Source organism: Bartonella massiliensis (genome assembly GCF_902150025.1).
In the GTDB taxonomy this organism is placed as follows: domain Bacteria; phylum Pseudomonadota; class Alphaproteobacteria; order Rhizobiales; family Rhizobiaceae; genus Bartonella; species Bartonella massiliensis.
Genome location: NZ_CABFVS010000002.1, coordinates 51,246 through 73,393, shown reverse-complemented (window position 1 = coordinate 73,393; position 22,148 = coordinate 51,246). Strand labels below are relative to the sequence as shown.

The following is a 22,148-nucleotide window of genomic DNA, read 5'->3' as shown; positions in this document are numbered from 1 at the left end:
TATACAAAGTCTTTTGTCTGCATGGGGACTTTAGAAGGTAATTCAATCTATTTGCTGAAATCAGCCAAAATCTCTTAAGTGATGTCATAAACTTTTGGAACGATGTTATGTCACCACGATCGTTCTTTTTTGAAAATTGTTAGCGTTTCAGATGAGCAGCCCGTGAAGGGTTTCAACGTTTAATAAAGCACAATTTAGAACGGTCTTCAAAGTTTGATATTTACACCCATTATTCGCTGGAAGGTAGCCAACTGTCGATGAGAGTTGAAATCATTGTAGCGCACGAGTTTAGTCCTTTCCAACTTGAAGGCGAGCTAAAATTTATTGGCTACCCTTTATTAGGTGTTCGCATTAAACATTTAAACGAGTCTGAGTTTATTGTGCATTATGAGCGTCCAAAAACCTTGTTTTATTTTTCTCCTCTTTATTGTGATGTTGAAGGTTACTACGGAAAGGATTTGTGTAAGCGAGAAAATTATCAGATGGTGTCTAGGCTGTTTGCACAACTAAAAGAAAGTTTTTTAATTTGAATGTTTGTTAAGAATCCTTTGAAAAAAGTGAACTGATGCAATATTCTCTATCAAAATATAGAAACTTTTCTAGCAAGTTACGAATAAATTTAAAAATATATATTAAATATAAAAAAATAGTGTCTCATGTCAGCAGACTGGGCTTTAGCAACGAGAAGAAAGATATATAAAGCTCTTGCTTCATATATTTTTATAATTCAATAAAAAGTAAGAATTAAAGAAAAAGTTTCAAGGCATAAACTAAGGGGGGCTAAAAGGTGATCCCCAAGGGGGGGACAGGTAATGCATGAAAAAAGTAGAGAAAAAATAAGTTAGGTAAGGATGCTTCATAGATTCATCAGCAGCATTGGTAAAGACCTTGCTTCAAGGTCAATATTGTGATAAAGTAGGAGAGTGAATGTTTGAAAAGATAATATACGCTCTTGGCTTTTTCGTTGTATATATCACAATGAGCTCCGTAAAATGGATTTTGATCTATCACAAGTTTTTTTACAAGAAGCGTGGAAGTTTGCAAGACATTAGAGTGATATTCTCAAAGAAGGTAATGGTCCTATTGTGTTTGGGGGACAAACGATCTAAAAACAGCAAAGTAATATTTTTAAAGAGATTGCGCATTCAGCCTTTGAAAATACAAAAGTTCGATTAAAAAATAAAGGCAAAAATAAAAAATAGTTGTGAGTGTTTCCACGGGAGTTGCATGTTATTTCGCACATAGACAGCTTACCGATAAAAAATTAACAGCCAATACCATTCGCAATCTTTTTACGCCACTTTAGCGTGGAAAAGCAGATACAATGTGAAAATATTGACCTTATCTTCAACATCATGACGGTAAAAAAGCTACACAATGTCATGTACAAATCGCATAAAAAGCCAATATTTCCATACAGTTCTGTGGGGTTATATTCTTAAGGCTAGCACTCTAGATATGATTTTTCTTGAAGACAGCTCCTTTTTTGTATCATCAAATCTTTGAATGGCAATCACAGAGTAATCCATCATATTTTCTTATCTTGTTTGGATAGGATAACAGAGATCTCTTCAAAATATATGAATACACTCAATTCTTTTACGCAAATATAACCTGTTGAATCCTTTGGTTCTAAGTCAAGTACCCCCTTATCATTCCAATTAAATTAAGCCACTTCAATTAAACCAAATAGATCATCAAAGTGCTTTAACCTTTTAAGTGCCGCTGATTTTAACGTGAATGTACACACCTTTTTCAAATTTCTTTACGGATTAATCTTGCAAAAGAAGTGTATTTTTATCACTTTACTTTCGTGTATGTTTCCATCCACATAGACGTTCACCTTGTTCGTTATGTTTTAGGATATCTCTTGCCAAATGAGAGCTAATGACATTGATGTCTTGTCGATTCAAATAAATTGGCAGCCAACCAATACAAGACATTTGTTTATTCGTCGCGCAACCAGTTAGAAAGCTTAGCGCGTACATCAGCATCACTTTTCTTGTTAATTTCATTTTCTACCTCAAGCCGTGTTGTCGCTACCTTAAAAGCTTCTTTTGTTTGTTTTTGCTTTTCAACTTTTTTTCCAATAAAAAAGGCTTTTACTAAAGCTATAAAAAAAGCTGCTATGATTGCTGATGTTAGCGTTAGATATTTTTTTATCCATAAAATCATAGGCGGTGTTCCTGAAAACGTTTAGCAATATAGACCATAGCTGTACAAGCAGCCAAAACCATAATGCCTGCTAAAACCCATTGGACAGGGCCATTTCCTGCGAAAAGTCCTCCAAGCCCTGAAAAAGAACCTATGATTGGTGCAAGAGCTTCTACTTTGCAAATACCTGTTACACCTTCTGATTCCACGACATGATAATTGGGGGCAACATGAGCTCCTTTCGCCCATAATCCTGCCTCGGCTGCTCGACGGTTGACAAGACCTTGGATACGTTTTCCTCCTACTCTTGTCCATTTTTGTAATTCAGCTGGTACCGCTTCATATTCACCTTTATTGAGCTTTTTTAAAAGGGTAGAGTTGCAAAAAGCTGTTATTCCTACATTATAACAAAATGATACTAATGCCGCGAATTGTTCGTCACTTAAAGGAGGCTTAACGACTTTTCCAACGACAGCCTCACACTCTTTCAAGTCCTGATAAAGAATTTTTTCAGCCTCTTTTTCTGTGATTTCTAGGTCTTTATGGACACTTGGGGCACCAGCAGCACTTGTATGCCCATAACCAATTGTCCATATCCCACCAGAATCCTCATAGGCTTTTAAACGCAAGCCTTCTAATTGCTTAATCAGTGCAATTCCTTCCTTTGATATTTTTCTCATTATTCTTATCCTATAAAAAAACCTACAAAAAGTAGGATATGAATTCAAAACTTACATCTACGCATAAAAAAACGGAACAGTAAAAGAATCTAAATAACTAAGACCTCTATAATGGGCTTTGTAAAATTCATATAGTTTTTATTTAAAACAAAGATTATGCTAAAAACTATTCATTTCGCAGCAATTAATCTCCATTTAAAGAAAATAATCCTTCATAAATTCAATTAATAATCAAATGGATTCTGCTCATAATTTTTTTTACAATTATTCAAAATTATTTTATAAAACCTACCTGAAGAACTTGATATATCTAGAGAAAAAAGTTTTTCTTATAAAAACAAGATATATAATAATTAACGAAATAATAGGTATCGATTTTTAAATAATTGTAAAATCCATAATTTAACACCATAGAAATTTTCTATAAAAACAAAAAGATATATTATGGCTAAAGGCTATATATCTTAAAGCTTTTTTAGAATCAATATAACGAATACATAATGTGTTACACGTATTTAATCAAAAAATCTATAGCTAATTTAACTATTCTTTATTTTTCCGCTAATGGCTTAATTTTCTTAAAAAAGTACCATTATGAAAGATTTTAAATAGACTGTTACATCAATTTCTTTATAAATAAAGTATATTTATATAAAAACATAATGGATATTTTTTATTCTCTTATAATATGTTTCCAACTGAAACAATATATTAGTGGAACATATTCAATATATAGGCCAATGATATTTGATAGGTTTGTAAAGAATATTATTTTGTAATAAAATCTAACAATAGGCTTAGCTGTGTATTTTTATTCATATGAGTAAAGCTTTACTTTTTTTGATATGAAGTATTTTATGGGAGGAGGACAATAATATCCATCTTTTTCTAATGTTTATTGGCTAGGTGTCCAGCAACAGATTCAATAAATCAATCAAACTTTTGAAATCTTTTTAGGGAGCACTCGTAAACAAGAGATGCAAAAGATTTTGATAAAAGCCACTTGGAGTTATGGGGCTGCTTTCTCCTCCCAGCCCCCCATATAAAGAAATTAAACATGTGTAATAGCAAAGATGAGAAACCTTGTTTTTTTACCATTGGTTATGAAGGAAAATCATGAGACCATTGTCTGAATTGTCTTATAGAAAACGATATAAAATTTTTATGTGATGTTCGTAAAAAGCCAATAAGTAGAAAACATGGTTTTTCAAAAAGGCAATTAGAGAAAGCTGTAAGCAACATTGGCATTGAATATATACACTTGCCTGAACTTGGAATTGTCTCTAAAAAAGACGCAATCTGAAAACACGAGAAGATTATGAACATCTTTTTGAAGATTACAAAAATACAACTCTTAAAGATAATCTTCATGCAATAGAAAAATTATACCAGCTTTTTTGGGATAAAAAACGTGTTGCTCTTACTTATTTTGAATCTGATGTGTGCGATGTGTTATCGGGGAGAAATTGCGAAGGCTCTTATACAATTCAAAGATTGGAAATATGAAATTAAACACATCTAAGAAATAAATTTGCAAATTTTAAATACAGAGGCGTCTCTTAGCAGTCCACTTATTTACATTAAAATAGAAAGATCATGAGATGATATTTTATGATGGCGATAGATATGTAACAACCCGTGAATGTGCAGAGCTTTTTAGTGGATCGACAACAACGATTCGCAATTGAGTTCTTCAAGGGGTATTTCAGAACCATATAAGTTAGAAAGAGCTGTAAGATGGAGAAAAAAAGAGATTCTAACCTTTACTCCAAAGAAAAATACAGAGCAAATAACAACAAATTAGGTAAAATTGTATAAACCGTAGAAGGTGGTCTGAAAGGTGGTCTAAAAAAGCGAATCAAATAAAAATCTATATATTTCAATATGTTAAAAACACAAAACGGTGCCGCATGCCGGATTCGAACCAGCGACCCCATCATTACGAATGATGTGCTCTACCAACTGAGCTAATGCGGCATAAGCTTATAATTCAATAAGACAAAACTAGTTTGATGGTAATAACCAAAAGTACGCATAAAAGCAAGTATGCATTTTTTTCAATAATTTATAATGTATGATAATCATTGAAGTAGAAGAGAGGAATGCAAAAGTTGAAAGCAGGTCAGTGTCTTTTAATTTACGATCGTTTTTTAATCAAGAAGTTATTAGAAAAACACATCTTTAAGGTGGAAAACAGTGTCAGGATATCTTTGTAAAAATTAAAATATTTGCTGATTTTAGAAAGGGAAGAAAATTGTTGAATAAGCCATGAGGGCAACAAAAGCTATTATCTTTTGTGATGTAAAGATAAGTAGAATTGGTTAAAAGGTTATTTTTCCTTTATAATTTTATTTATAAAAAACAGTACTTCCAAGTTATATTCATAACAGATAAAACAACAGCATAAAAAAACGTCTATCCATAAAAATACAGTACTGCTCTCGATAGTCTGTACGACAGATAGTCAAGCTCTTTTGGATAAAATTATGTATTGAGTTTATATTATATTTTAAGCGCCATTTCTCTGCTGTTGCTTCAATTTTTTCAGAAGATACTTCTACATTTTCAGAGTTTATTTAAAGTTTGGTTTGTTGCTGAAACCATCAATTAAATTCTACCCTTTAGTGTATTGTATATTTGGCTTCTGAGCAACATGGCTTCCTAGCAAGAAAAAATTATAATTTATTTGTTGATGATTACACTCAAATTGTATGCTTAATTGTAATCAAAATATGCACGGACTCATTTCATAGTAAAAATAGTGTAAAATTTAATTATTTATAGGGACGTTTATCTCATAAAATGCACTGTTTTAGCAGCAGCTTTGTTTTCTGCTTTTTCTTCAGTATTGTCTCCAGTAACGGCTAATGCACTTCTGGTGAGAGGTGAATAGGGCAATGAGAGAGATAAGGTAGTGGCAAACATTATAAACGGAAAAGAAATTGGATCGGCTGGGAGAGAAGTTTTTGGACAGCTTATTGTTTCTGAAAAAATAACCTCTTTAAATATAACGATAACAAATTTTCTCTTCTAAAGAGTGAGTATTCCGCTTTTTAGTTTGTGCTTAATTTTTTGGGGATTGGATAGTTAAGTGGATTACGTGTAAAGATATTAATCTGACAACACGTATAGGCTACGAATGGAAAGCATGTTCTATTCAATAGTTAATAGAGAGATAGAAGCTCTTTATAAAACAGCACATCTTGTTGTATAGGGGGGCGATTTCACAAGTTGGTATCATCGTTATATTTACTAGCCCCTAATATTGCGACGGGTTTTGGCATGTAAGACGGTTCATAAGAACCATTTTTAGTTTTTCTCTTGTACAGTTTTATCTACATGGCTTTCTTCCTTGTAACGTGCAAGCGAAGAGTTTTGATTGATTCAATATAGAGAGATTTGAAATAAGAGAACTTTACGTTATTTAAGCGCTCCAATATAAACAAGTGATAAACTATCATTATAAATCAATATGTTGAATTATATCAAAAAGGTTTTTGTAGAGTATCAAGCAGCAGCAAGAGAAAAATTTAGGGACTTCGATATATTTCAATCTTTCTGTACAGAATGTTTCTATAGGTTAAGGACTTTATTTATCACTAATTATGCCAATACAGTGATATAGATAGATGTTATGGGGAAGTATATGTTTATTTTAATTCATTCTTATGATCAAATAACTTTCTGTTATTTTGATAGAAAGGGGTGCTTTTAGCTATACTGATGATGTATTATACAGAGGATTCTAGAAGTCTTTTTCAAGATTAAATGTATTTTTCATTTTATGAATATAATATTTTGTGAAAAGGCTTTTGTTTTTCGTAATTTAAGATATAAAATACTATTGCTAAAGCACCAAAAATAGACCATGCTGGTAAATAAGTAAGAGTAATGCAAATTGAGGACAGGAAATTGGGCATTATCTTATCAAGAGATTGATTAAGGCTATAAATATCTGTTTGCAGAAGATTTGCCAGAATTTTATTAAGGGGGGTTGTTTTCCAACGTGATGTAATTACAGAGTGTGTATTATCAATGACCAATGCTATAATTGTTAGCGTAACGAAAATGAAGGTCATTAAGCTAAATAAAGGGCGGAGCATATTTTTTCCTAAGGCTTTAACGAGGTATACGTATATAATGCACAGAAAAATAAGGAGTTGCATTATGGTAAGAAAATAAGTTTACGTTTGTTTTGTGTTTTTTGAAAAAGGTGCGTAATCAGTTTCAACAAAAGTAATGAGGCATAATGTTTGAAGAAAAGCACGATGAATTAACACGTAATCTTCAAAATCGTCATATTCAAATGATTGCTTTAGGAGGTGTTATTGGAACAGGTCTTTTTTATGGTTCAACGGAATCTATAAAATTGGCTGGTCCTTCGGCTATTCTAGCTTATCTTTTCGGGGGACTTATTATTTATTTCATCATGCGAATGCTTGGTGAAATGTCAGTAGAAGAACCAACATCGGGTGCTTTTAGTTTTTTTGCTTATAAATATTGGGGGAGTTTAGCAGGTTTTATATCAGGTTGGAATTATTGGTTTCTTTATATTCTCGTCAGTATGACTGAGCTTACAGTGATTGGATTTTATCTAGATCATTGGATTTTGATTGATCATTGGAAGTCTTCTTTCATTGTTCTTTTATGTGTGACATTGATCAATTTGTTGAATGTTCGTTTTTATGGAGAATTTGAATTTGGTTGTGCTTTAATCAAAGTTGCTGCTGTGATTGGTATGATTATTTTTGGGATTTTTCTCATTGTCACTGGAATAGGGCAAAATCAAGCGAGTATCCATTATCTTTGGGATCACGGCGGTTTTTTTCCTTATGGAGCTATAGGGGTTATTTTGGCGACTTCTGTAGTGATGTTTTCTTTTGGAGGAACCGAGCTTATTGGTATTGCTGCTGGAGAAACATCTAATCCACAAAAAACAATTTCGGCGGCTATTCGTCAAGTTATGTGGAGAATTATAATTTTTTATGTTGGTTCTATCAGCGTTATCATGATAATCAGTCCGTGGAATATGATTGGAAAAGATAGTAGTCCTTTTGTTACAATTTTTGAAACTGTAGGGATTTCCGCTGCGGGTCATATTTTGAATTTTGTGGTTATTATGGCGGCTATTTCTGTTTACAATAGTGGAATTTATTCTAATGGTCGTATGCTTTATAGTTTAGCGATACAAAAAAATGCACCACATATTTTCAGTAAACTAAGTGCTGCTCGTGTTCCTTATATTGCTATCCTTTTTTCGTCGTTATGTACAGCAATAATCGTTGTTATTAATGCTCTTGTTCCTGATAATAGTTTTATGCGAATCATGGCTCTTGCAACTGCAGCCGCGCTTATTACTTGGGCTATGATTGTTATTGTTCATTTGAAATTTCGAAAGACCCATAAAAACAGAAAAGAAAGCTTTATTTATCCATTTGGTTTATATCCTTACGCTAACTATCTTTGCTTATGCTTTCTTATTTTATTATTTTTTATAATGCTTATAAGTGGTTTTGGGAAAAATGGATTAATGGTTCGACTTTTGGATATGGTAGGGATAAGAATACCTTTTCTTGAAACATATATTCCTGGACAGATGCCTGATATGAGTTTGGCAGTTATTATTATTCCTCTATGGTGCTTATTTTTACTTTTAGGCTATAAACTTAAGCGATAACAATAAAAGGGTAATATAAAGGGTTTGATTGGAGTAAACCTTGGGAATTATAAAATTTGATAAGGTGACACAAGTCTTTGGTGAGTTGTATGTTTTAAAGAATATTACTGTACAACTTACCGAAAGACGCATCGCCATTATTGGTGCAAATGGTTCTGGGAAAAGTACATTTGTTCGCCTTATTAATGGGCTCCAATTACCATCTCATGGTTTTGTAAGCGTTGATGGGCTTGATACCAAACGCGACGCAAAAGCAGTAAAACGCAAAGTGGGATTTGTTTTTCAAAATCCTGATAATCAGATTGTTTTACCCTTAGTGGAAGAAGACTTATCCTTTGGTCTTAAAAATTTGAAGCTTAGTAAGGATGAAATTAAGGAGCGTGTAGATGAAATTTTACAGCGTTATGAACTTCAGGATTTCAGAAATCACGCTGTTCATTTATTAAGTGGTGGCCAAAAACAACTTGTTGCTATTTCCAGTGTGGTGGCCATGAAACCAGATTACATTATTTTTGATGAGCCTACGACATTACTTGATTTGCGAAATAAGCATCGCGTTACGCAAGTGATAGAAGAATTACCACAAACGGCAATAGTTGTATCGCATGATTTAGAGTTTTTGAAAAGTTTTGATAGAGTACTTGTTTTTGATAGGGGAGAAATAGTAATCGATGATATACCTTTTGTTGCTATAAGAGAATATATACGAAGAATGTCATGATCGGTTTATATATTCCAAAAGACACATCTATTCATAGGCTTAATCCTAGAGTAAAGTTATTATTCCTTACAGTATGTGGAACTTTTATAATAATGGTTTCATCTATACCACTTCTTGGACTCTTTTTATTATTCGTTGCCTTATTCTATAGAGTTGCCAAGGTTCCTTTTAGCACTGTGATAAATCAGTTTAAATCGATGGGATTACTTTTAGTTCTTCTGTTTGTATTTCAGGCTATTTTTAATAGTTGGCTTACAGGAGTTGAAGTCGTATTACGTCTTATTATCCTCTTTTTTTATCATCACTTATTTCATTCACAACAAAAGTTTCAGATATGGTGGAGGCAATTGAAGCAGGGCTTCAGCCTTTTTGTTATGTTGGTCTAAATCCATCAAAAGTAAGTATGGTTATCTCTATGGCGATCAGGTTTATTCCTCTTTTGAGTGAGAAGTTTAATGATGTGCGTGAAGCACAGCAAGCACGGGGGCTTAATACTAACATTGTTGCTCTTGCAATACCTTTAATTATAAAAGTCATAAGAATGGCTTCAGAAGTGGCTGAGGCATTGGAAGCACGCTCTTATGATGGCTGATATTTTTGATAAAGTATTTCATAATTATCAAAGTGTCTTATAACGAAAGAATAATCAAATGCATACAAAAGATTTAGTCTATATAGCTTTATTTGCCGCGATTTATGCTGTTTTGAGCCTTTTTCCTCCTATTTATTTCCCTTTTCTTTTAGGAGTTCCTATTACAGCTCAGTCGATGGGACCGATGTTAGCAGGGGCTATACTTGGGGCTAAAAGGGGAGCTCTCGCATCACTTCTTTTCCTTGTTCTTGTTGCAATTGGATTGCCTTTATTGCCTGGAGGTCGGGGTGGCATTGGCGTTTTTTTAGGCGTTACGAGTGGCTATCTCATTAGTTTTCCCTTTGCTGCATTTTTTATTGGTTTACTGGTTGAGTTATTTTGGAAGAGATTAAATTTTATACTCTTATTCTTGATAAATGCTGTGGGTGGTATAGGAATTATCTATGCTTTTGGTATTCCATGGACAACATATATGACTAAAGCTTCTTTACTGAAAGTTTTAACCGCTTCCTCAGTTTTTTTGATAGGTGATTGCTTAAAAGTGCTGATAGCATCCTTTGTTGCACTCGCGATTAAAAGATCTGTTCCTCTCATTCATTCAAAGAAAAAATAGGTTTTATTTTGAATACATTATTATATTATAATACAATAAATTAAAAATGCAGCATAATAAGAATAAGCTAAAGCCAATATAATATTTTTCTTTATATCTAAGGCATTGGAAATTTGTTTTTATAAAGCTGATACTTTTGATTAATTATACAACAATAACAAAACTTTGCTACAATGAAGGAATATCAAGTGAATACAAAAGATTTAGTCTATATAGCTTTATTTGCCGCGATTTATGCTGTTTTGAGCCTTTTTCCTCCTATTTATTTCCCTTTTCTTTTAGGAGTTCCTATTACAGCTCAGTCTATGGCTCCAATGTTAGCAGGGTCTATACTTGGTGCTAAAAGGGGAGCTCTCGCATCACTTCTTTTCCTTGTTCTTGTTGCGATTGGATTGCCTTTATTGCCTGGAGGTCGGGGTGGCATTGGCGTTTTTTTAGGCGTTACGAGTGGCTATCTCATTAGTTTTCCCTTTGCTGCATTTTTTATTGGTTTACTGGTTGAGTTATTTTGGAAGAGATTAAATTTTATACTCTTATTTTTGATAAATGCTGTGGGTGGTATAGGCATTGTCTATGCTTTTGGTATTCCATGGACAGCGTATATGACACAAGTGTCTTTGTTGACAGTTTTAATGGGGTCATTAGTTTTTTTAATTGGTGGTTTTTTTAAAGTGCTGATTGCATCCTTTGTAGCGCTTATCATAAAAAAAACTGTTCCTCTCATTCATTCCGAGAAAGGGGCTTTCTGATGCTTGAATAAAGTTTTTATGACATTGCATGAGAAAGTTAGAACGCAAATCGTAATAATATAAAGTATTTTTGATGTTCCTTTATATTTTAAGGTAAGAGAATATCTAGCAAATAGAAATTTATTATGTATTATATTGTATGTTTACTGTTAAATATATATTAAAACTAAATTGTAAATAATATTATAATATATTCAAAATACTATTATAAAATTATTAATTATAAAGCTCAGTTAAAAAATATATAACGCTAATAAATTATAAATTTACATAAAAATTATTTTCTCATAAATATTAATAGTATAAAATAATTTTTGTATTTTTTGTTATGTTAAAGTTATAATATAGATACAAAATCATAATTATATTTATTTCATAATGGTTATTTATTAATGGAAGGTAAATTATTATTATGACTATAAAATATTTCTTTGCCATATGTGCTCTATTATTAATTTCTGTATCTGTTTTTAAAGTATCTGAATGTACAGTTTTTCAAGGAAAAACATCTATGATGATTACTTCTAATATTTCTGCATAAGATTTATTTTTTAGTAAACAGAGTTATTCTTTATTTAATAAAGTAATTTTACCAGTACATCCTGGCAATCATAATGTATCTTGGAAAAATGCAATAATTTTTTTCAAACAGCAAAACGTGTATATGCTGATTTAGGAATGTATTTATATTATTCAATATTTTTCATATTCAAATGATAGAGTATTTTAATTTTTTAAGAGAGGAAAATAATTTTATCATCAATATAATAAATGAAAATATACGTAGGTATCTATAAAGAATAAATTAAGTAACTTAATATTTCTATTATTTCCTAATAAACAGATTTTGAATAAGAGTATCTTACGATATTCGGGTCTCTCGTTCAATATAAAGAACACTATATTATTATAATAAATCAATGTGCTATCCGAAAAAATGATATTATCATCGAAGCTGATAATGTCTTTCAAATCTTTTGCATTGAATGAAGAATAAACGGGTGTGAAATGTCTCTAAAAATATAGTCGTTTTTTATCTTCAAGAGTTGGAACCATAGTATTTTGATAGCGTCATATTGGATGACTTTAATTTTATACGACACAGCATATGTTTTTTAGACAATATCGAGCAGCAGAGATATGAAAATAAAATGTTTTGTTCTTATTAATAGCAACATCGTTTGCATTTTTGCGATGTAATTTAAAAATTTTTTAAGAGCATTTTAGAAAGCTTATTTTTATTAAAAAAATTCACAAAAAAGATACTGCCGTTTTGTCAAGGACAACACAGGAAGAGTTTAGTTTAAAGGAAAAAAATCATAAAAAATATGAATGCAACACTCACATTATAGTATCTTTACAGATTTGCCTTTAACAACACAAAATAATTTTTTAAAAACAAAAGCCTGATACACGACACAGGGAAATTACACCTAAAATAAGTAAATAAAAATGAATGAGTTAAATATCACACAAACTGAACTCTTTAACCAAAGCTTTAAAAAATGATGTCGATATGGATCATTTCGAGCATCTTATTGCATTACGAGAAAAGGAGATAGAATGACAAAATTATCAAAGCTTCGTCTCTGATCTTTTGCGCTATGTAAATGGAATATAAAAATATCGAACAAAACGCCACGAATACACATACTGAAAGCATCTCTAAAACGCTTAAATATATTGATGCAATAAAAGAAATTTTTGCAAAAATCACTTTGCTTTGTTCTCTCGTTTTAAAGAACAGGGTGCAAATGGCACAACTGTAGAAACGGCTTTAAAGCATATATAAGATCATGAAATATCAACATAAGGAACATTTCTTCCTAACGCTACAGAGAACAAAACTACCATACAAGCAGTTGATTCTACTATCACCTATGCACGTAAATATCTCTTTGGCATGCTTCTTAATGTCGCAAGTAAAGAAGACGATACAGATGGAATAACACTTCTTTCAGGGAACTCTCCTAAAAAGGTAAATGAAATCAAAGAACTAATTGAAAAAAACATAAGCTGAAAAAAGTAGACTTCTCTCTTTCACAAGAGTAAAAAAGCTAAAAGATATGTCTTATAAATAAGCACAAACCGCTTTGTTTTCTTTGAAAAAAAGTGGGTACAAATGAAAGGAGCGCAATAAAATCAAATAGAAGCTCCTCTACAAGAGGTCGAATATATCCAAGATATTAAATATGTAGCAGAATATCATGAACAGAAAATGGCGATGTGAAATGGAACAAAGGACAGCAGAATGGTTTCAAACATGTTTAGGCAAAGTCACTGCATCCAATATTTACGGCGTGCTCAATAAAACAGCAAAAGGAACACCTACAAGCAAATATGAGGAGTACAAAATAAAGCTTATGACAGAGCGATTAACAGGGGAAATAAGCCAATCTTATATAACGCCAGCTATGCAATAAGGCCTTGAACATGAAGAGAATGCCTTGAGAGAATATGCATTCATTTATGATACAAAGGTCATAAGGTGTAGCTTTATCCAACATCCCACAATCCAAATAGCCGGCGCTAGTCCAGATGGGTTTGTTGGTGAGGGCGGTTTAGTAGAGGTTAAATGTCCACAGTCACCAAATCATCTAAGCTTCTTTATAGATAGTAATCTCAAATCTGAATATCTTGCACAAATGCAATTCTAAATGGCTTTTACGGGACGTAAATGGTGTGATTTTATCAATTATGACCCGCGTTTGTAGGTAGATCATCTGATTTCCCTATGAAAATCAAATGCATCAGCCGTGATGAAGAACAAATCGAACAGATTAATCAAACGGTTGAAAATTTTTTAACAGAAATAGAACAAGAGATGCAAAAGATTTTGACAAAAGTTGCTGGAGGGCTCTCTCTCTTTCTAGTATCCCCACCCATTTACATAAGTAACTTAAACATATGTAACACCAAACACGCTGCTATCTATCTTGATAAAGATGAGAAACCTTGTTTTTGTACCATTGGCTATGAAGGAAAATCATGAGATCATTATCTGAATTGTCTCATAGAAAACAGTATAAAAATTTTGTGTGATGTTCGTAAAAAATTAATTAAATAAAAAACATGTTTTTTGAAAAGACAATTAGAGAAAGTTGTAAGAAACATTGGCATTGAATATATGCATATGCCTGAACTTAGAATTACCTCTGAGAAAACGCGCAAACTGAAAACACGAGAAAATTATAAACATCTTTTTGAAGATTACCAAAATACAACTCTTAAAAATATTCTTCATGCAATAGAAAACTTATACCAGCTTTTTGGGGATAAAAGACGTGTTGAGACTAGTTGTTTTTAAAATGATTTGTGTATGTGTTATCGGGGGAAAGTAGCTTTGGCTCTTACACAACTAAAAGGTTGGAAATATAAAATTAAATACATTTAATAAATAAATTTTAAATATAGAGTTGTCTCTTAGCAGCCCACTTATTTATATAACATAAAAAAATAAAAAGCGAATGAGATGATATTTTATGATGGCGATAGATATGTAACAACTCGTGAATGTGCAGAGCTTTTTAGTGTATCCACAACAACGATTCGCAATTGAGTTCTTCAAGGGGTATTTCCGGAACTATATAAGTTAGGCAGAGCTGTAAGATGGAGAAAAAAAGAGATTCTAGCCTTTACTCCAAAGAAAAATACAGAGCAAATAACAACAAATTAGGTAAAATTATATAAACCACTAAAGAGTGATCTAAAAAGTGGTCTGACAACAAAGAAACAAAAAAGTGGTGCCCAGACGCGGATTCGAACCACGGACACGCGGATTTTCAGTCCGCTGCTCTACCTACTGAGCTATCTGGGCACGCTTCATAAAAAATATAAAGCGTTTGCGGTTATAACATTAAAATTTTCTCTGTCCAGTCATCAAAAGAAAAATAATTGATTTTTTAATAAGTTTATCTCCTTATGCTAGAGAATTATCAATAAATCTTTATCATAAAATAAACTTGATAGGTATGTTGTGATACGTTAGTCTATGATTATCAAGATGCTATTTTATTGTGGTGCTGATACGAAAAAAAATAAAAGAATCAATTGAAAAGCATGATTAAGAAAGATTTTTTTATAAAGTTTGTGTGAATTTTAAGCCCACGAAATAAAAGGAAACATTTTTGACTTTTTTCTAAAAGGACTATTGATTAGTCTTTATAATAATTTGTTTTTCTTTATTAAAGAAAGCACAACTTTTAAAAGGGGAGAAATAATGATAATGTTACAAAAACCAAGTAGTCGTCCCACAAATACTAATTTTTCTTCAGGTCCTTGTAGCAAACGGCCTGGTTGGACTCTTGATGTTCTTAAAAATGCATTAGTTGGGCGTTCGCACAGATCAAGAGAAGCAGAATTAAAACTTGCTGAAGTTGTTAATCTAACGCGAGAGATTCTTGAAGTTCCCTCTGATTATCGTATAGGAATTATGCCAGGTTCAGATACCGGTGCTGTGGAAGCTTCTCTATGGTCTCTATTAGGTGAGCGTGGTGTTGATATGGCGGCGTGGGAAAGTTTTGGTCTTGGGTGGAATAAAGATGTTGTTGAGCAATTAAAGCTTTCTGATGTGCGTCGTTTTGAAGCCCCATATGGTGAAATACCAGATTTAACACAACTTGATTTTGATCGTGATGTTGTTTTTACATGGAATGGGACAACTTCTGGTGTGCGTATTCCTAATGCGGATTTCATTCCAGATAAGCGGGAAGGCTTGACTATTTGTGATGCAACATCTGCAGCTTTTGCGCAATATCTTGATTTTTCAAAATTAGATGTGGTTACTTTTTCGTGGCAAAAAGTTTTGGGAGGTGAAGCGGCACATGGTATGGTGATTTTAAGTCCTCGTGCTGTTGAGAGGCTTGAGAATCATGTTCCAGCTTGGCCCATGCCGCAACTTTTCTATATGACAAAAAATGGAAAGTTGAATGAAGATATTTTTAAAGGAAAGATAATTAATACGCCTTCTATGCTTTGTGTTGAGGATTTTCTTGATGGATTGAAGTGGGCAAAATCTCTAGGAGGTGCAGCGGCATTAAGAGCACGGGTTGAGAAAAACTTTTCTGTACTGGATGCTTTTGTTCGCAAAACACCATGGTTAGAATATTTGGCAAAAGATCCTGAAGTGCGTTCTAACACATCTATTTGTTTAGATATTGTGGATCCAGTGGTTACTGCTTTGGATACAGAAAAGCGAGTATCTTTTATAAAAGCGGTTGTCAATCGTCTTGATGAGGAAGGGGTTGCTTACGACATTGGTTCGTATCGTGATGCTCCTCCTGGGCTTCGGATTTGGTCAGGTATAACAATTGAGGCCTCTGATCTTGAAATTTTAACAGAATGGCTTGAATGGGCGTTCCAAGTTGAAAAAGCTCAGCTTTAAAGAATGACGGGTGTTCATACCACGTTTTTAACAAGAAAAAGGATACGAAAGATTATGATGATCTTTCGTATTCTTGTATTAAACAAAAAGCTTCTAAATAATTTACATGAATTGTAAAACATTAAGAGGAAAAATGAATACTTTGTCAGGGGAGGAGAAGCACAAGTTAAAATCTCTAATTTTTTACTTTTTGTAGAAAAAATGACAGATTTAGAATATTTTGGTCTTTGCTTATCTCTATTATCATAAATTTAAAAATTTAATTACTTGAGGATTGAGAAAAATCTGAAATGAAGAGTCGCACTTACTCTAAGCTTTCGCTATAAGGAAATATTTGTTTTTGGATGCTGGTTTTTTGACCAAACACAACGGAGAAAGTTATGGCCAATGTAGTTGTTGTCGGTACACAATGGGGTGATGAAGGTAAAGGTAAAATTGTAGATTGGTTGTCTGAGAGAGCAGATATTGTAGTGAGATATCAGGGGGGACATAATGCTGGTCATACATTGGTTATTGATGGAGTGAGTTATAAATTATCACTTTTACCATCTGGTTTAGTTCGTGGGAAATTATCAATTATTGGTAACGGTGTCGTTGTTGATCCTCATCATTTTGTTGCAGAATTAAAAAAACTATCTGATCAGGGTGTAAATATTACACCAGAAATTTTAAGGATTGCTGAAAATGCCCCCTTAATTCTTTCTTTGCATCGTGATCTTGATGCAATTAGAGAAAGTGGTTTATCGGATTTAAAGATTGGGACAACAAAGCGTGGTATTGGACCGGCTTATGAAGACAAGGTGGGACGCCGTGCTATTCGAGTGATGGATTTAGCAGAAAAAGATACGCTCATGGCTAAGATTGAACGGCTTTTGAGACATCATAATGCTTTGCGTCGTGGGATGGGGGTTGCAGAAATTGATTCTCAGGTACTTTATGAGGAGTTGATGCAAGTTGCGGATAACATTCTACCCTTTATGGATTGTACGTGGCGTCTTTTAGATGATGGGTATCAGGAGGGAAAACACATTCTTTTTGAAGGAGCACAAGGTGCTTTACTTGATAATGATTTTGGAACTTATCCTTATGTAACATCATCGAATACAGTTGCAGGGCAGGCATGTACAGGATCGGGGATGGGACCTAGAGTCATTCATTATGTTTTGGGTATTGCAAAAGCTTATACCACACGTGTTGGAGAAGGACCATTTCCGACAGAGCAGATAAATGATATTGGTGAATTTCTTGGAATGCGTGGTCATGAGTTTGGTGTTGTAACGGGTCGAAAGCGTCGATGTGGTTGGTTTGATGCTGTTTTAGTCCGTCAGATGGTCGCAATTTGTGGTGTTCAAGGTATAGCATTGACAAAGCTTGATGTTTTAGATGGTTTGGATGAAATAAAAATTTGTATTGGTTATGAGCTTGATGGTAAAAGGATTGATTATTTACCTTCTTCCATGGGAGCTCAAGCCCGTGTGAAACCTATTTATGAAACATTAGAAGGTTGGAAGGAAAAAACAGCCCATGCATTAAGGTGGGAAGATTTACCAGTGCAGGCTGTTAAATATATACGCTATATTGAAGAACTAATTAAGACAAAAGTGGCTTTATTATCCACGAGTCCAGAACGTGAAGATACTATTCTAATTACAGATCCCTTTGCAAATTTATGATTGTTTTTAGGTTTCTATATAGATTCTTTGTTCATCTCTGTGTTTTTTAACAAAGAGCGTTTTTAAGAGTGTGTGAGAGAAAGGTTAAAATAACATTGTTTATTTTTCATTCATTTTACACTATTACGATAGTTGCACCAATATAAATGACAATCAATTTATGAGGCTAAAAGGTGTTTTGGCTTTAAGGCTGGGGTTTCTTTTCTCAGTTTAAGAGAGATTATAGAGGAATGGTAGATTTCGTTGGAATCTTAAAAAAAGCAATTGATGCACAAAATAATGTTACACCACAAATGCGTAAGCGGATTTATAAACGGGCTATCGAAACATTAGAACATCAATTTGTAACAACAGAAATACCACAAGCAATAGCAGATGAACAAAGAAAGGTTCTTCAAAATGCTATTACAACTGTTGAAGAAGAATATTTAGCCGTTGAAAAGAAACTACTTTCTTCAGCTATTGGGTGGAATTCAACAAATACAATCGAAGAGAAGAAATATACAAAAGAAGTTATAATAACAAAGAATAATGAATCTTCAGAGATAAAGACAAAAAGAGAACAGCGCGATTTTATTAAATCTTCAGAGGATAACAAGGTATTTGATAATCCTAGCGTATCAGATATGCCAGAGGCAGAGCCTGTTAATATGGAGGCTTATTTACCTTATGAGCATGTTAATCGCAGCGCGTTAAAGGGTTCTCCTTCACAAGAAGATAATCCGCATATTGTTTCGCATATTTTTTCTCAAGCTTTACGTCGGGCCAATAAATCATTGGTGCAAAGGCGTATTGTGATAAGTACTATTTCTGTTGTGAGTTTTGTTGTTTTAACTGTTGGTATTTTATTTATTGGTGAGCGTGTATTTGTATCAAATGATCATCAGTTATTAAGGGAGAATCGTCAAGCTTCTCATGAATTACCAAAAGTACTTTCGGTCAAGAGAAAATTAACACAACGTTTATTAGAGGATGGAAGTGAAGTTGATGTTGGTTTAAAGAAAGCAGCAGATTCTTCCGATGAAGAGGGAAACTCCACTGTTGTTGCCAGCAATTTGCCATCGCTTGAAAAATTAGGTGAAGCTGTTTTTTATCAAGCACGTACAAATTATGATGCAGAAAAGGTAGCGACGGGAAGTGCTCGCTGGAGGCTTATAAGGGAATCTTATGTAAAGGGGGCTCCAGAAGAAATGGCTATACAAGGTGATATAACAATTCCAGATGAAGGGCTATCATTACGATTAATTCTACGTCGTAATACCGATCGGTCATTTCCTGCTGCATATATTATGGACCTTATTTTTACTCTTTCTGATACTTTTTCAGGTAAAGCTATCAGCAATGTTCAGGCATTAACTTTTAAAGCAAGTGAACAATCCATTGGGCAGACTTTAACAAGAACTATTTCTGCAAAGATTAACGATGATTTTTTTCTTGTTGCATTGAGTGGTAATCATCCATTCCTCGATCGAAATTTACAAGTGATGCGAGAGTTAAATTGGATGCGTTTGGTGTTAACAGATAAAAATGGACGTATAAATGAATTAACCTTTGCAAAAGGACCAACAGGTGAGTCCATTTTTAATGAAGTTATTGAACTGTGGCTTGCACAACAAGATAAGTTAACAGTTCTTGGTGAGAAAAATAACATAGATGAAAAATAAGATAAAAGACTATTTCTCACCATCTATTTTTATCCATTATACCTAAACATATTCAATAATGCTCACACATCAACAACGCAAAGAATTCGAGAAGTTCATTTATATGTATAAAGCCAATAGATGCTTTTCTCATTTTCAATTTTAAAATGTGCAAACAATTGGCTTTATACCTAATTTTAGAGTTTTTTTACACTCGACTTTGAGATAAAGCAGAATCTCTAATAGAATTTTGTACTTTTTCAAATGCACGCATTTCAATTTGTCTTACTCGTTCTCGACTAATATTAAATTCACCAGAGAGTTCTTCCAAAGTTAAGGGAACATCATTTAAACGACGCGCTTTGAATATACGCTTTTCGCGTTCATTGAGATTGTTCATGGCATTGATAAGCATGGAACGACGATTTTCTAATTCACTTTTTTCAATTAAAATCTGTTCCTGATTGTTAGATTCATCCACTAACCAATCTTGCAACTCACTGTTTTCTCCTTCTTTTGTACGAAGGGGCGCATTGAGTGAAGTGTCACCACTAAGTCGGCGATTCATTGATACAACTTCATCTTCTGAGACATTCAACCGAGTCGCAATTTCTTTGACTTGTTCTACATTGAGATCACCGCTATCAAGAGCTTGAAGTTTACTTTTCAACTTACGAAGGTTGAAAAATAAGCGCTTTTGATTGGCTGTTGTCCCCATTTTTACCAAACTCCAAGACCGCAACACATATTCTTGGATTGAAGCTTTAATCCACCATATTGCATAGGTCGCAAGACGAAAGCCCCGTTCTGGTTCGAAACGTTTAACAGCCTGCATGAGTCCAACATTGCCCTCCGAGATGACTTCCCCCATGGGCAGCCCATAACCTCGATATCCCATCGCAATTTTAGCGACGAGACGCAAATGACTGGTCACCAGACTATGCGCTGCTTTTAAATCGTTATGCTCACGATAACGCTGAGCGAGCATGTATTCTTCTTTTGGTTCAAGCATTGGAAAACGACGCACTTCCTCCAAGTAGCGGTTTAATCCACCATCACCTATTGTTACTGATAACAAATTCATATGGGCCATATAGCACCCTCCTTTTGTATGAATTCCCTGATAAGGCAAATTCAATGTTTAAAGATAGTCAATATCCTTCTCACATCACTCTAGCATATTTTTTAATTTTGTTCAAAAAAAGATATTTTATTCTTGAAATCTTGAGAAGGAAAAAGGTTTCAATTCATTTTTTTTAAGTGCTGAATAAGTGTTGCCATATCTTGAGGCAGTGGTGCGGAAAACGACATAACTTTACCGGTAGAAGGATGTTCAAAAGTAAGACTTGCGGCATGGAGTGCTTGTCGATTGAATTGATCGATGGCATTTTTAAGAGTGGGATTAAGAATGTTTGATTTTGTTTTAAAAGCGTTTCCATAAACTGAATCACCTACGAGTGGATGTCCAATATGGGCCATATGAACACGGATTTGATGGGTTCGTCCGGTTTCCAGACGACATTCCAGAAGGCTCGCAAAAGACGTTGATTTTTCGTGAGTACCATATTTTTCAAGCAGAGAAAAATGTGTAACTGCATGACGCGCATAAGGTGTTTGGTTATGGACGACAGCTTGCTTTGTTCGATTATGGGGTGAACGGCCAAGTGATGCTTCAATTGTCCAGACATTGCGGTGAGGTGTTCCCCAAATCAAGGCATGATAGCGTCGATCTAATGCGCAGGTCTGCCCATGATCAGAAAATTGAGCACTGAGACTTTTGTGAGCCAGATCATTTTTTGCAACAACCATAACGCCGCTTGTATTTTTATCAAGACGATGGACAATGCCAGGGCGTTTAATACCACCGATACCTGATAAACTATTCCCACAGTGGTAAATAAGGGCATTAACCAATGTACCAGTCCAATTACCATTACCAGGATGAACAACAAGACCTGCAGGTTTGTTAATAACAATGACATAATCATCTTCAAAAAGGATGTCCAATGCAATGGCTTCAGCGCTAGGTTCTGGATCACGAAGGTCAGGCATTGTCAATTCAATTATTTGATTAGGTCTTAATTTTGTTTTTGGTTCCTTTATGAATTGACCATCAATTTTCAGACAGCCTTCACGGATGAGGGTTTGCAAACGTGAACGTGAGAACACATTATGGTATTGTTTTGCCAGCCACTGATCAAGACGTTGCCCAAGAGCACCTTCATCCGTTATTTTTTGTATGACCATACGCTTCCTATTAAGT

17 protein-coding genes, 2 tRNA genes and 4 pseudogenes are annotated in these 22,148 nt (G+C 33.7%); 15 read left to right on the top strand and 8 right to left on the bottom strand.

The genetic code is table 11. The annotated features are described in order from the left end of the window. Positions 1-257: 257 nt before the first annotated feature. Positions 258-530, top strand: coding sequence for a hypothetical protein (locus tag FNZ60_RS00720; RefSeq protein ID WP_142415851.1), 273 nt, complete (start codon positions 258-260; stop codon positions 528-530). A 1,275-nt stretch (positions 531-1,805) separates the two neighbouring features. Here the strand turns inward: FNZ60_RS00720 and FNZ60_RS09950 are convergent. Genes FNZ60_RS09950 through FNZ60_RS00705 form a run of 3 tightly spaced genes read right to left on the bottom strand, consistent with a single transcriptional unit; the run spans position 1,806 to position 2,834 of the window. Further along, entirely contained in the window at positions 1,806-2,015 is a 210-nt protein-coding gene (locus FNZ60_RS09950) for a hypothetical protein (RefSeq protein WP_142415850.1), read from the bottom strand. Then, positions 1,948-2,175: a hypothetical protein gene (locus tag FNZ60_RS00710; RefSeq protein WP_142415849.1), complete on the bottom strand. Its 228-nt coding sequence runs from the start codon at positions 2,173-2,175 to the stop codon at positions 1,948-1,950. The genes FNZ60_RS09950 and FNZ60_RS00710 overlap by 68 nt, the downstream gene beginning before the upstream one ends. Beyond that, a complete protein-coding gene (locus FNZ60_RS00705) occupies positions 2,172-2,834 on the bottom strand; it encodes a lysozyme (RefSeq protein ID WP_142415848.1) in 663 nt (220 codons plus the stop codon). Before FNZ60_RS00705 ends, FNZ60_RS00710 begins: the two co-directional genes overlap by 4 nt. Positions 2,835-3,963: 1,129 nt before the next feature. On the opposite strand from FNZ60_RS00705, the gene FNZ60_RS09945 reads away from it, so the two are divergent. Beyond that, positions 3,964-4,137: a DUF488 family protein gene (locus tag FNZ60_RS09945; protein ID WP_342774750.1), complete on the top strand. Its 174-nt coding sequence runs from the start codon at positions 3,964-3,966 to the stop codon at positions 4,135-4,137. A 298-nt stretch (positions 4,138-4,435) separates the two neighbouring features. Further along, positions 4,436-4,638, top strand: a pseudogene (locus tag FNZ60_RS00695) (helix-turn-helix transcriptional regulator). Between the two features lie 100 nt (positions 4,639-4,738). Here the strand turns inward: FNZ60_RS00695 and FNZ60_RS00690 are convergent. Both FNZ60_RS00690 and FNZ60_RS09940 read right to left on the bottom strand, forming a co-directional pair. Then, positions 4,739-4,811: transfer RNA gene (locus FNZ60_RS00690), tRNA-Thr, on the bottom strand. A 1,805-nt stretch (positions 4,812-6,616) separates the two neighbouring features. Then, positions 6,617-6,937 carry a hypothetical protein gene (locus FNZ60_RS09940; protein ID WP_142415847.1) on the bottom strand — a complete coding sequence of 107 codons (321 nt, stop codon included), beginning with the start codon at positions 6,935-6,937 and terminating at the stop codon, positions 6,617-6,619. A gap of 146 nt (positions 6,938-7,083) precedes the next feature. On the opposite strand from FNZ60_RS09940, the gene FNZ60_RS00680 reads away from it, so the two are divergent. From FNZ60_RS00680 to FNZ60_RS00635, 9 genes and pseudogenes are all read left to right on the top strand, one after another. Next, positions 7,084-8,511 carry an amino acid permease gene (locus tag FNZ60_RS00680; RefSeq protein WP_142415846.1) on the top strand — a complete coding sequence of 476 codons (1,428 nt, stop codon included), beginning with the start codon at positions 7,084-7,086 and terminating at the stop codon, positions 8,509-8,511. A gap of 40 nt (positions 8,512-8,551) precedes the next feature. Then, entirely contained in the window at positions 8,552-9,232 is a 681-nt protein-coding gene (locus FNZ60_RS00675) for an energy-coupling factor ABC transporter ATP-binding protein (protein ID WP_142415845.1), read from the top strand. After that, a pseudogene (locus tag FNZ60_RS00670) lies at positions 9,229-9,824 on the top strand (energy-coupling factor transporter transmembrane component T family protein). The gene FNZ60_RS00675 and the pseudogene FNZ60_RS00670 overlap by 4 nt, the downstream one beginning before the upstream one ends. 58 nt (positions 9,825-9,882) lie before the next feature. Further along, positions 9,883-10,437 (top strand): biotin transporter BioY, encoded by a 555-nt coding sequence (locus FNZ60_RS00665; RefSeq protein WP_142415844.1) that lies wholly within the window; start codon positions 9,883-9,885, stop codon positions 10,435-10,437. 188 nt (positions 10,438-10,625) lie between these two features. Then, a complete protein-coding gene (locus FNZ60_RS00660; RefSeq protein ID WP_142415843.1) occupies positions 10,626-11,186 on the top strand; it encodes a biotin transporter BioY in 561 nt (186 codons plus the stop codon). A 1,852-nt stretch (positions 11,187-13,038) separates the two neighbouring features. After that, positions 13,039-13,206: an ERF family protein gene (locus FNZ60_RS09935; RefSeq protein WP_342774749.1), complete on the top strand. Its 168-nt coding sequence runs from the start codon at positions 13,039-13,041 to the stop codon at positions 13,204-13,206. A gap of 211 nt (positions 13,207-13,417) precedes the next feature. Beyond that, positions 13,418-14,037, top strand: a pseudogene (locus FNZ60_RS00645) (lambda exonuclease family protein); the annotation flags it as partial. A 276-nt stretch (positions 14,038-14,313) separates the two neighbouring features. Further along, positions 14,314-14,493: a hypothetical protein gene (locus tag FNZ60_RS09930; RefSeq protein WP_425456817.1), complete on the top strand. Its 180-nt coding sequence runs from the start codon at positions 14,314-14,316 to the stop codon at positions 14,491-14,493. Positions 14,494-14,658: 165 nt separating this feature from the next. Then, positions 14,659-14,862 (top strand): annotated as a pseudogene (locus tag FNZ60_RS00635) (helix-turn-helix transcriptional regulator). Positions 14,863-14,927: 65 nt separating this feature from the next. Here FNZ60_RS00635 and FNZ60_RS00630 read toward each other — a convergent pair. Next, positions 14,928-15,003 (bottom strand) — tRNA-Phe (locus FNZ60_RS00630). Between the two features lie 402 nt (positions 15,004-15,405). Between FNZ60_RS00630 and FNZ60_RS00625 the strand changes: the two genes are divergently transcribed. From FNZ60_RS00625 to FNZ60_RS00615, 3 genes are all read left to right on the top strand, one after another. After that, positions 15,406-16,569, top strand: coding sequence for a phosphoserine transaminase (locus FNZ60_RS00625; protein WP_142415842.1), 1,164 nt, complete (start codon positions 15,406-15,408; stop codon positions 16,567-16,569). A gap of 380 nt (positions 16,570-16,949) precedes the next feature. Then, the gene (locus FNZ60_RS00620; protein WP_142415841.1) at positions 16,950-18,242 is read left to right on the top strand and encodes an adenylosuccinate synthase; all 1,293 of its coding nucleotides are present in this window, start codon (positions 16,950-16,952) and stop codon (positions 18,240-18,242) included. A gap of 230 nt (positions 18,243-18,472) precedes the next feature. Next, positions 18,473-19,906, top strand: a complete 1,434-nt coding sequence (locus FNZ60_RS00615; RefSeq protein WP_142415840.1) for a hypothetical protein — start codon at positions 18,473-18,475, stop codon at positions 19,904-19,906. Between the two features lie 187 nt (positions 19,907-20,093). Here FNZ60_RS00615 and rpoH read toward each other — a convergent pair whose 3' ends face one another. Both rpoH and FNZ60_RS00605 read right to left on the bottom strand, forming a co-directional pair. After that, positions 20,094-20,978: an RNA polymerase sigma factor RpoH gene (gene rpoH, locus FNZ60_RS00610; RefSeq protein WP_142415839.1), complete on the bottom strand. Its 885-nt coding sequence runs from the start codon at positions 20,976-20,978 to the stop codon at positions 20,094-20,096. Between the two features lie 149 nt (positions 20,979-21,127). Further along, on the bottom strand, positions 21,128-22,132 hold the full coding sequence (locus FNZ60_RS00605) for an RluA family pseudouridine synthase (protein ID WP_142415838.1): 1,005 nt from the start codon (positions 22,130-22,132) through the stop codon (positions 21,128-21,130). Positions 22,133-22,148: the final 16 nt, after the last annotated feature.

Excerpts from the sequence above, each read along its gene's own strand:
- FNZ60_RS00720 (WP_142415851.1), top strand. The coding sequence starts at position 258 with ATGAGAGTTGAAATCATTGTAGCGCACGAGTTTAGTCCTTTCCAACTT.
- FNZ60_RS09950 (WP_142415850.1), bottom strand. The coding sequence starts at position 2,015 with ATGAAATTAACAAGAAAAGTGATGCTGATGTACGCGCTAAGCTTTCTA.
- FNZ60_RS00710 (WP_142415849.1), bottom strand. The coding sequence starts at position 2,175 with ATGATTTTATGGATAAAAAAATATCTAACGCTAACATCAGCAATCATA.
- FNZ60_RS00705 (WP_142415848.1), bottom strand. The coding sequence starts at position 2,834 with ATGAGAAAAATATCAAAGGAAGGAATTGCACTGATTAAGCAATTAGAA.
- FNZ60_RS09940 (WP_142415847.1), bottom strand. The coding sequence starts at position 6,937 with ATGCTCCGCCCTTTATTTAGCTTAATGACCTTCATTTTCGTTACGCTA.
- FNZ60_RS00680 (WP_142415846.1), top strand. The coding sequence starts at position 7,084 with ATGTTTGAAGAAAAGCACGATGAATTAACACGTAATCTTCAAAATCGT.
- FNZ60_RS00665 (WP_142415844.1), top strand. The coding sequence starts at position 9,883 with ATGCATACAAAAGATTTAGTCTATATAGCTTTATTTGCCGCGATTTAT.
- FNZ60_RS09930 (WP_425456817.1), top strand. The coding sequence starts at position 14,314 with ATGCATATGCCTGAACTTAGAATTACCTCTGAGAAAACGCGCAAACTG.
- FNZ60_RS00625 (WP_142415842.1), top strand. The coding sequence starts at position 15,406 with ATGATAATGTTACAAAAACCAAGTAGTCGTCCCACAAATACTAATTTT.
- FNZ60_RS00620 (WP_142415841.1), top strand. The coding sequence starts at position 16,950 with ATGGCCAATGTAGTTGTTGTCGGTACACAATGGGGTGATGAAGGTAAA.
- FNZ60_RS00615 (WP_142415840.1), top strand. The coding sequence starts at position 18,473 with ATGGTAGATTTCGTTGGAATCTTAAAAAAAGCAATTGATGCACAAAAT.
- rpoH (WP_142415839.1), bottom strand. The coding sequence starts at position 20,978 with ATGGCCCATATGAATTTGTTATCAGTAACAATAGGTGATGGTGGATTA.
- FNZ60_RS00605 (WP_142415838.1), bottom strand. The coding sequence starts at position 22,132 with ATGGTCATACAAAAAATAACGGATGAAGGTGCTCTTGGGCAACGTCTT.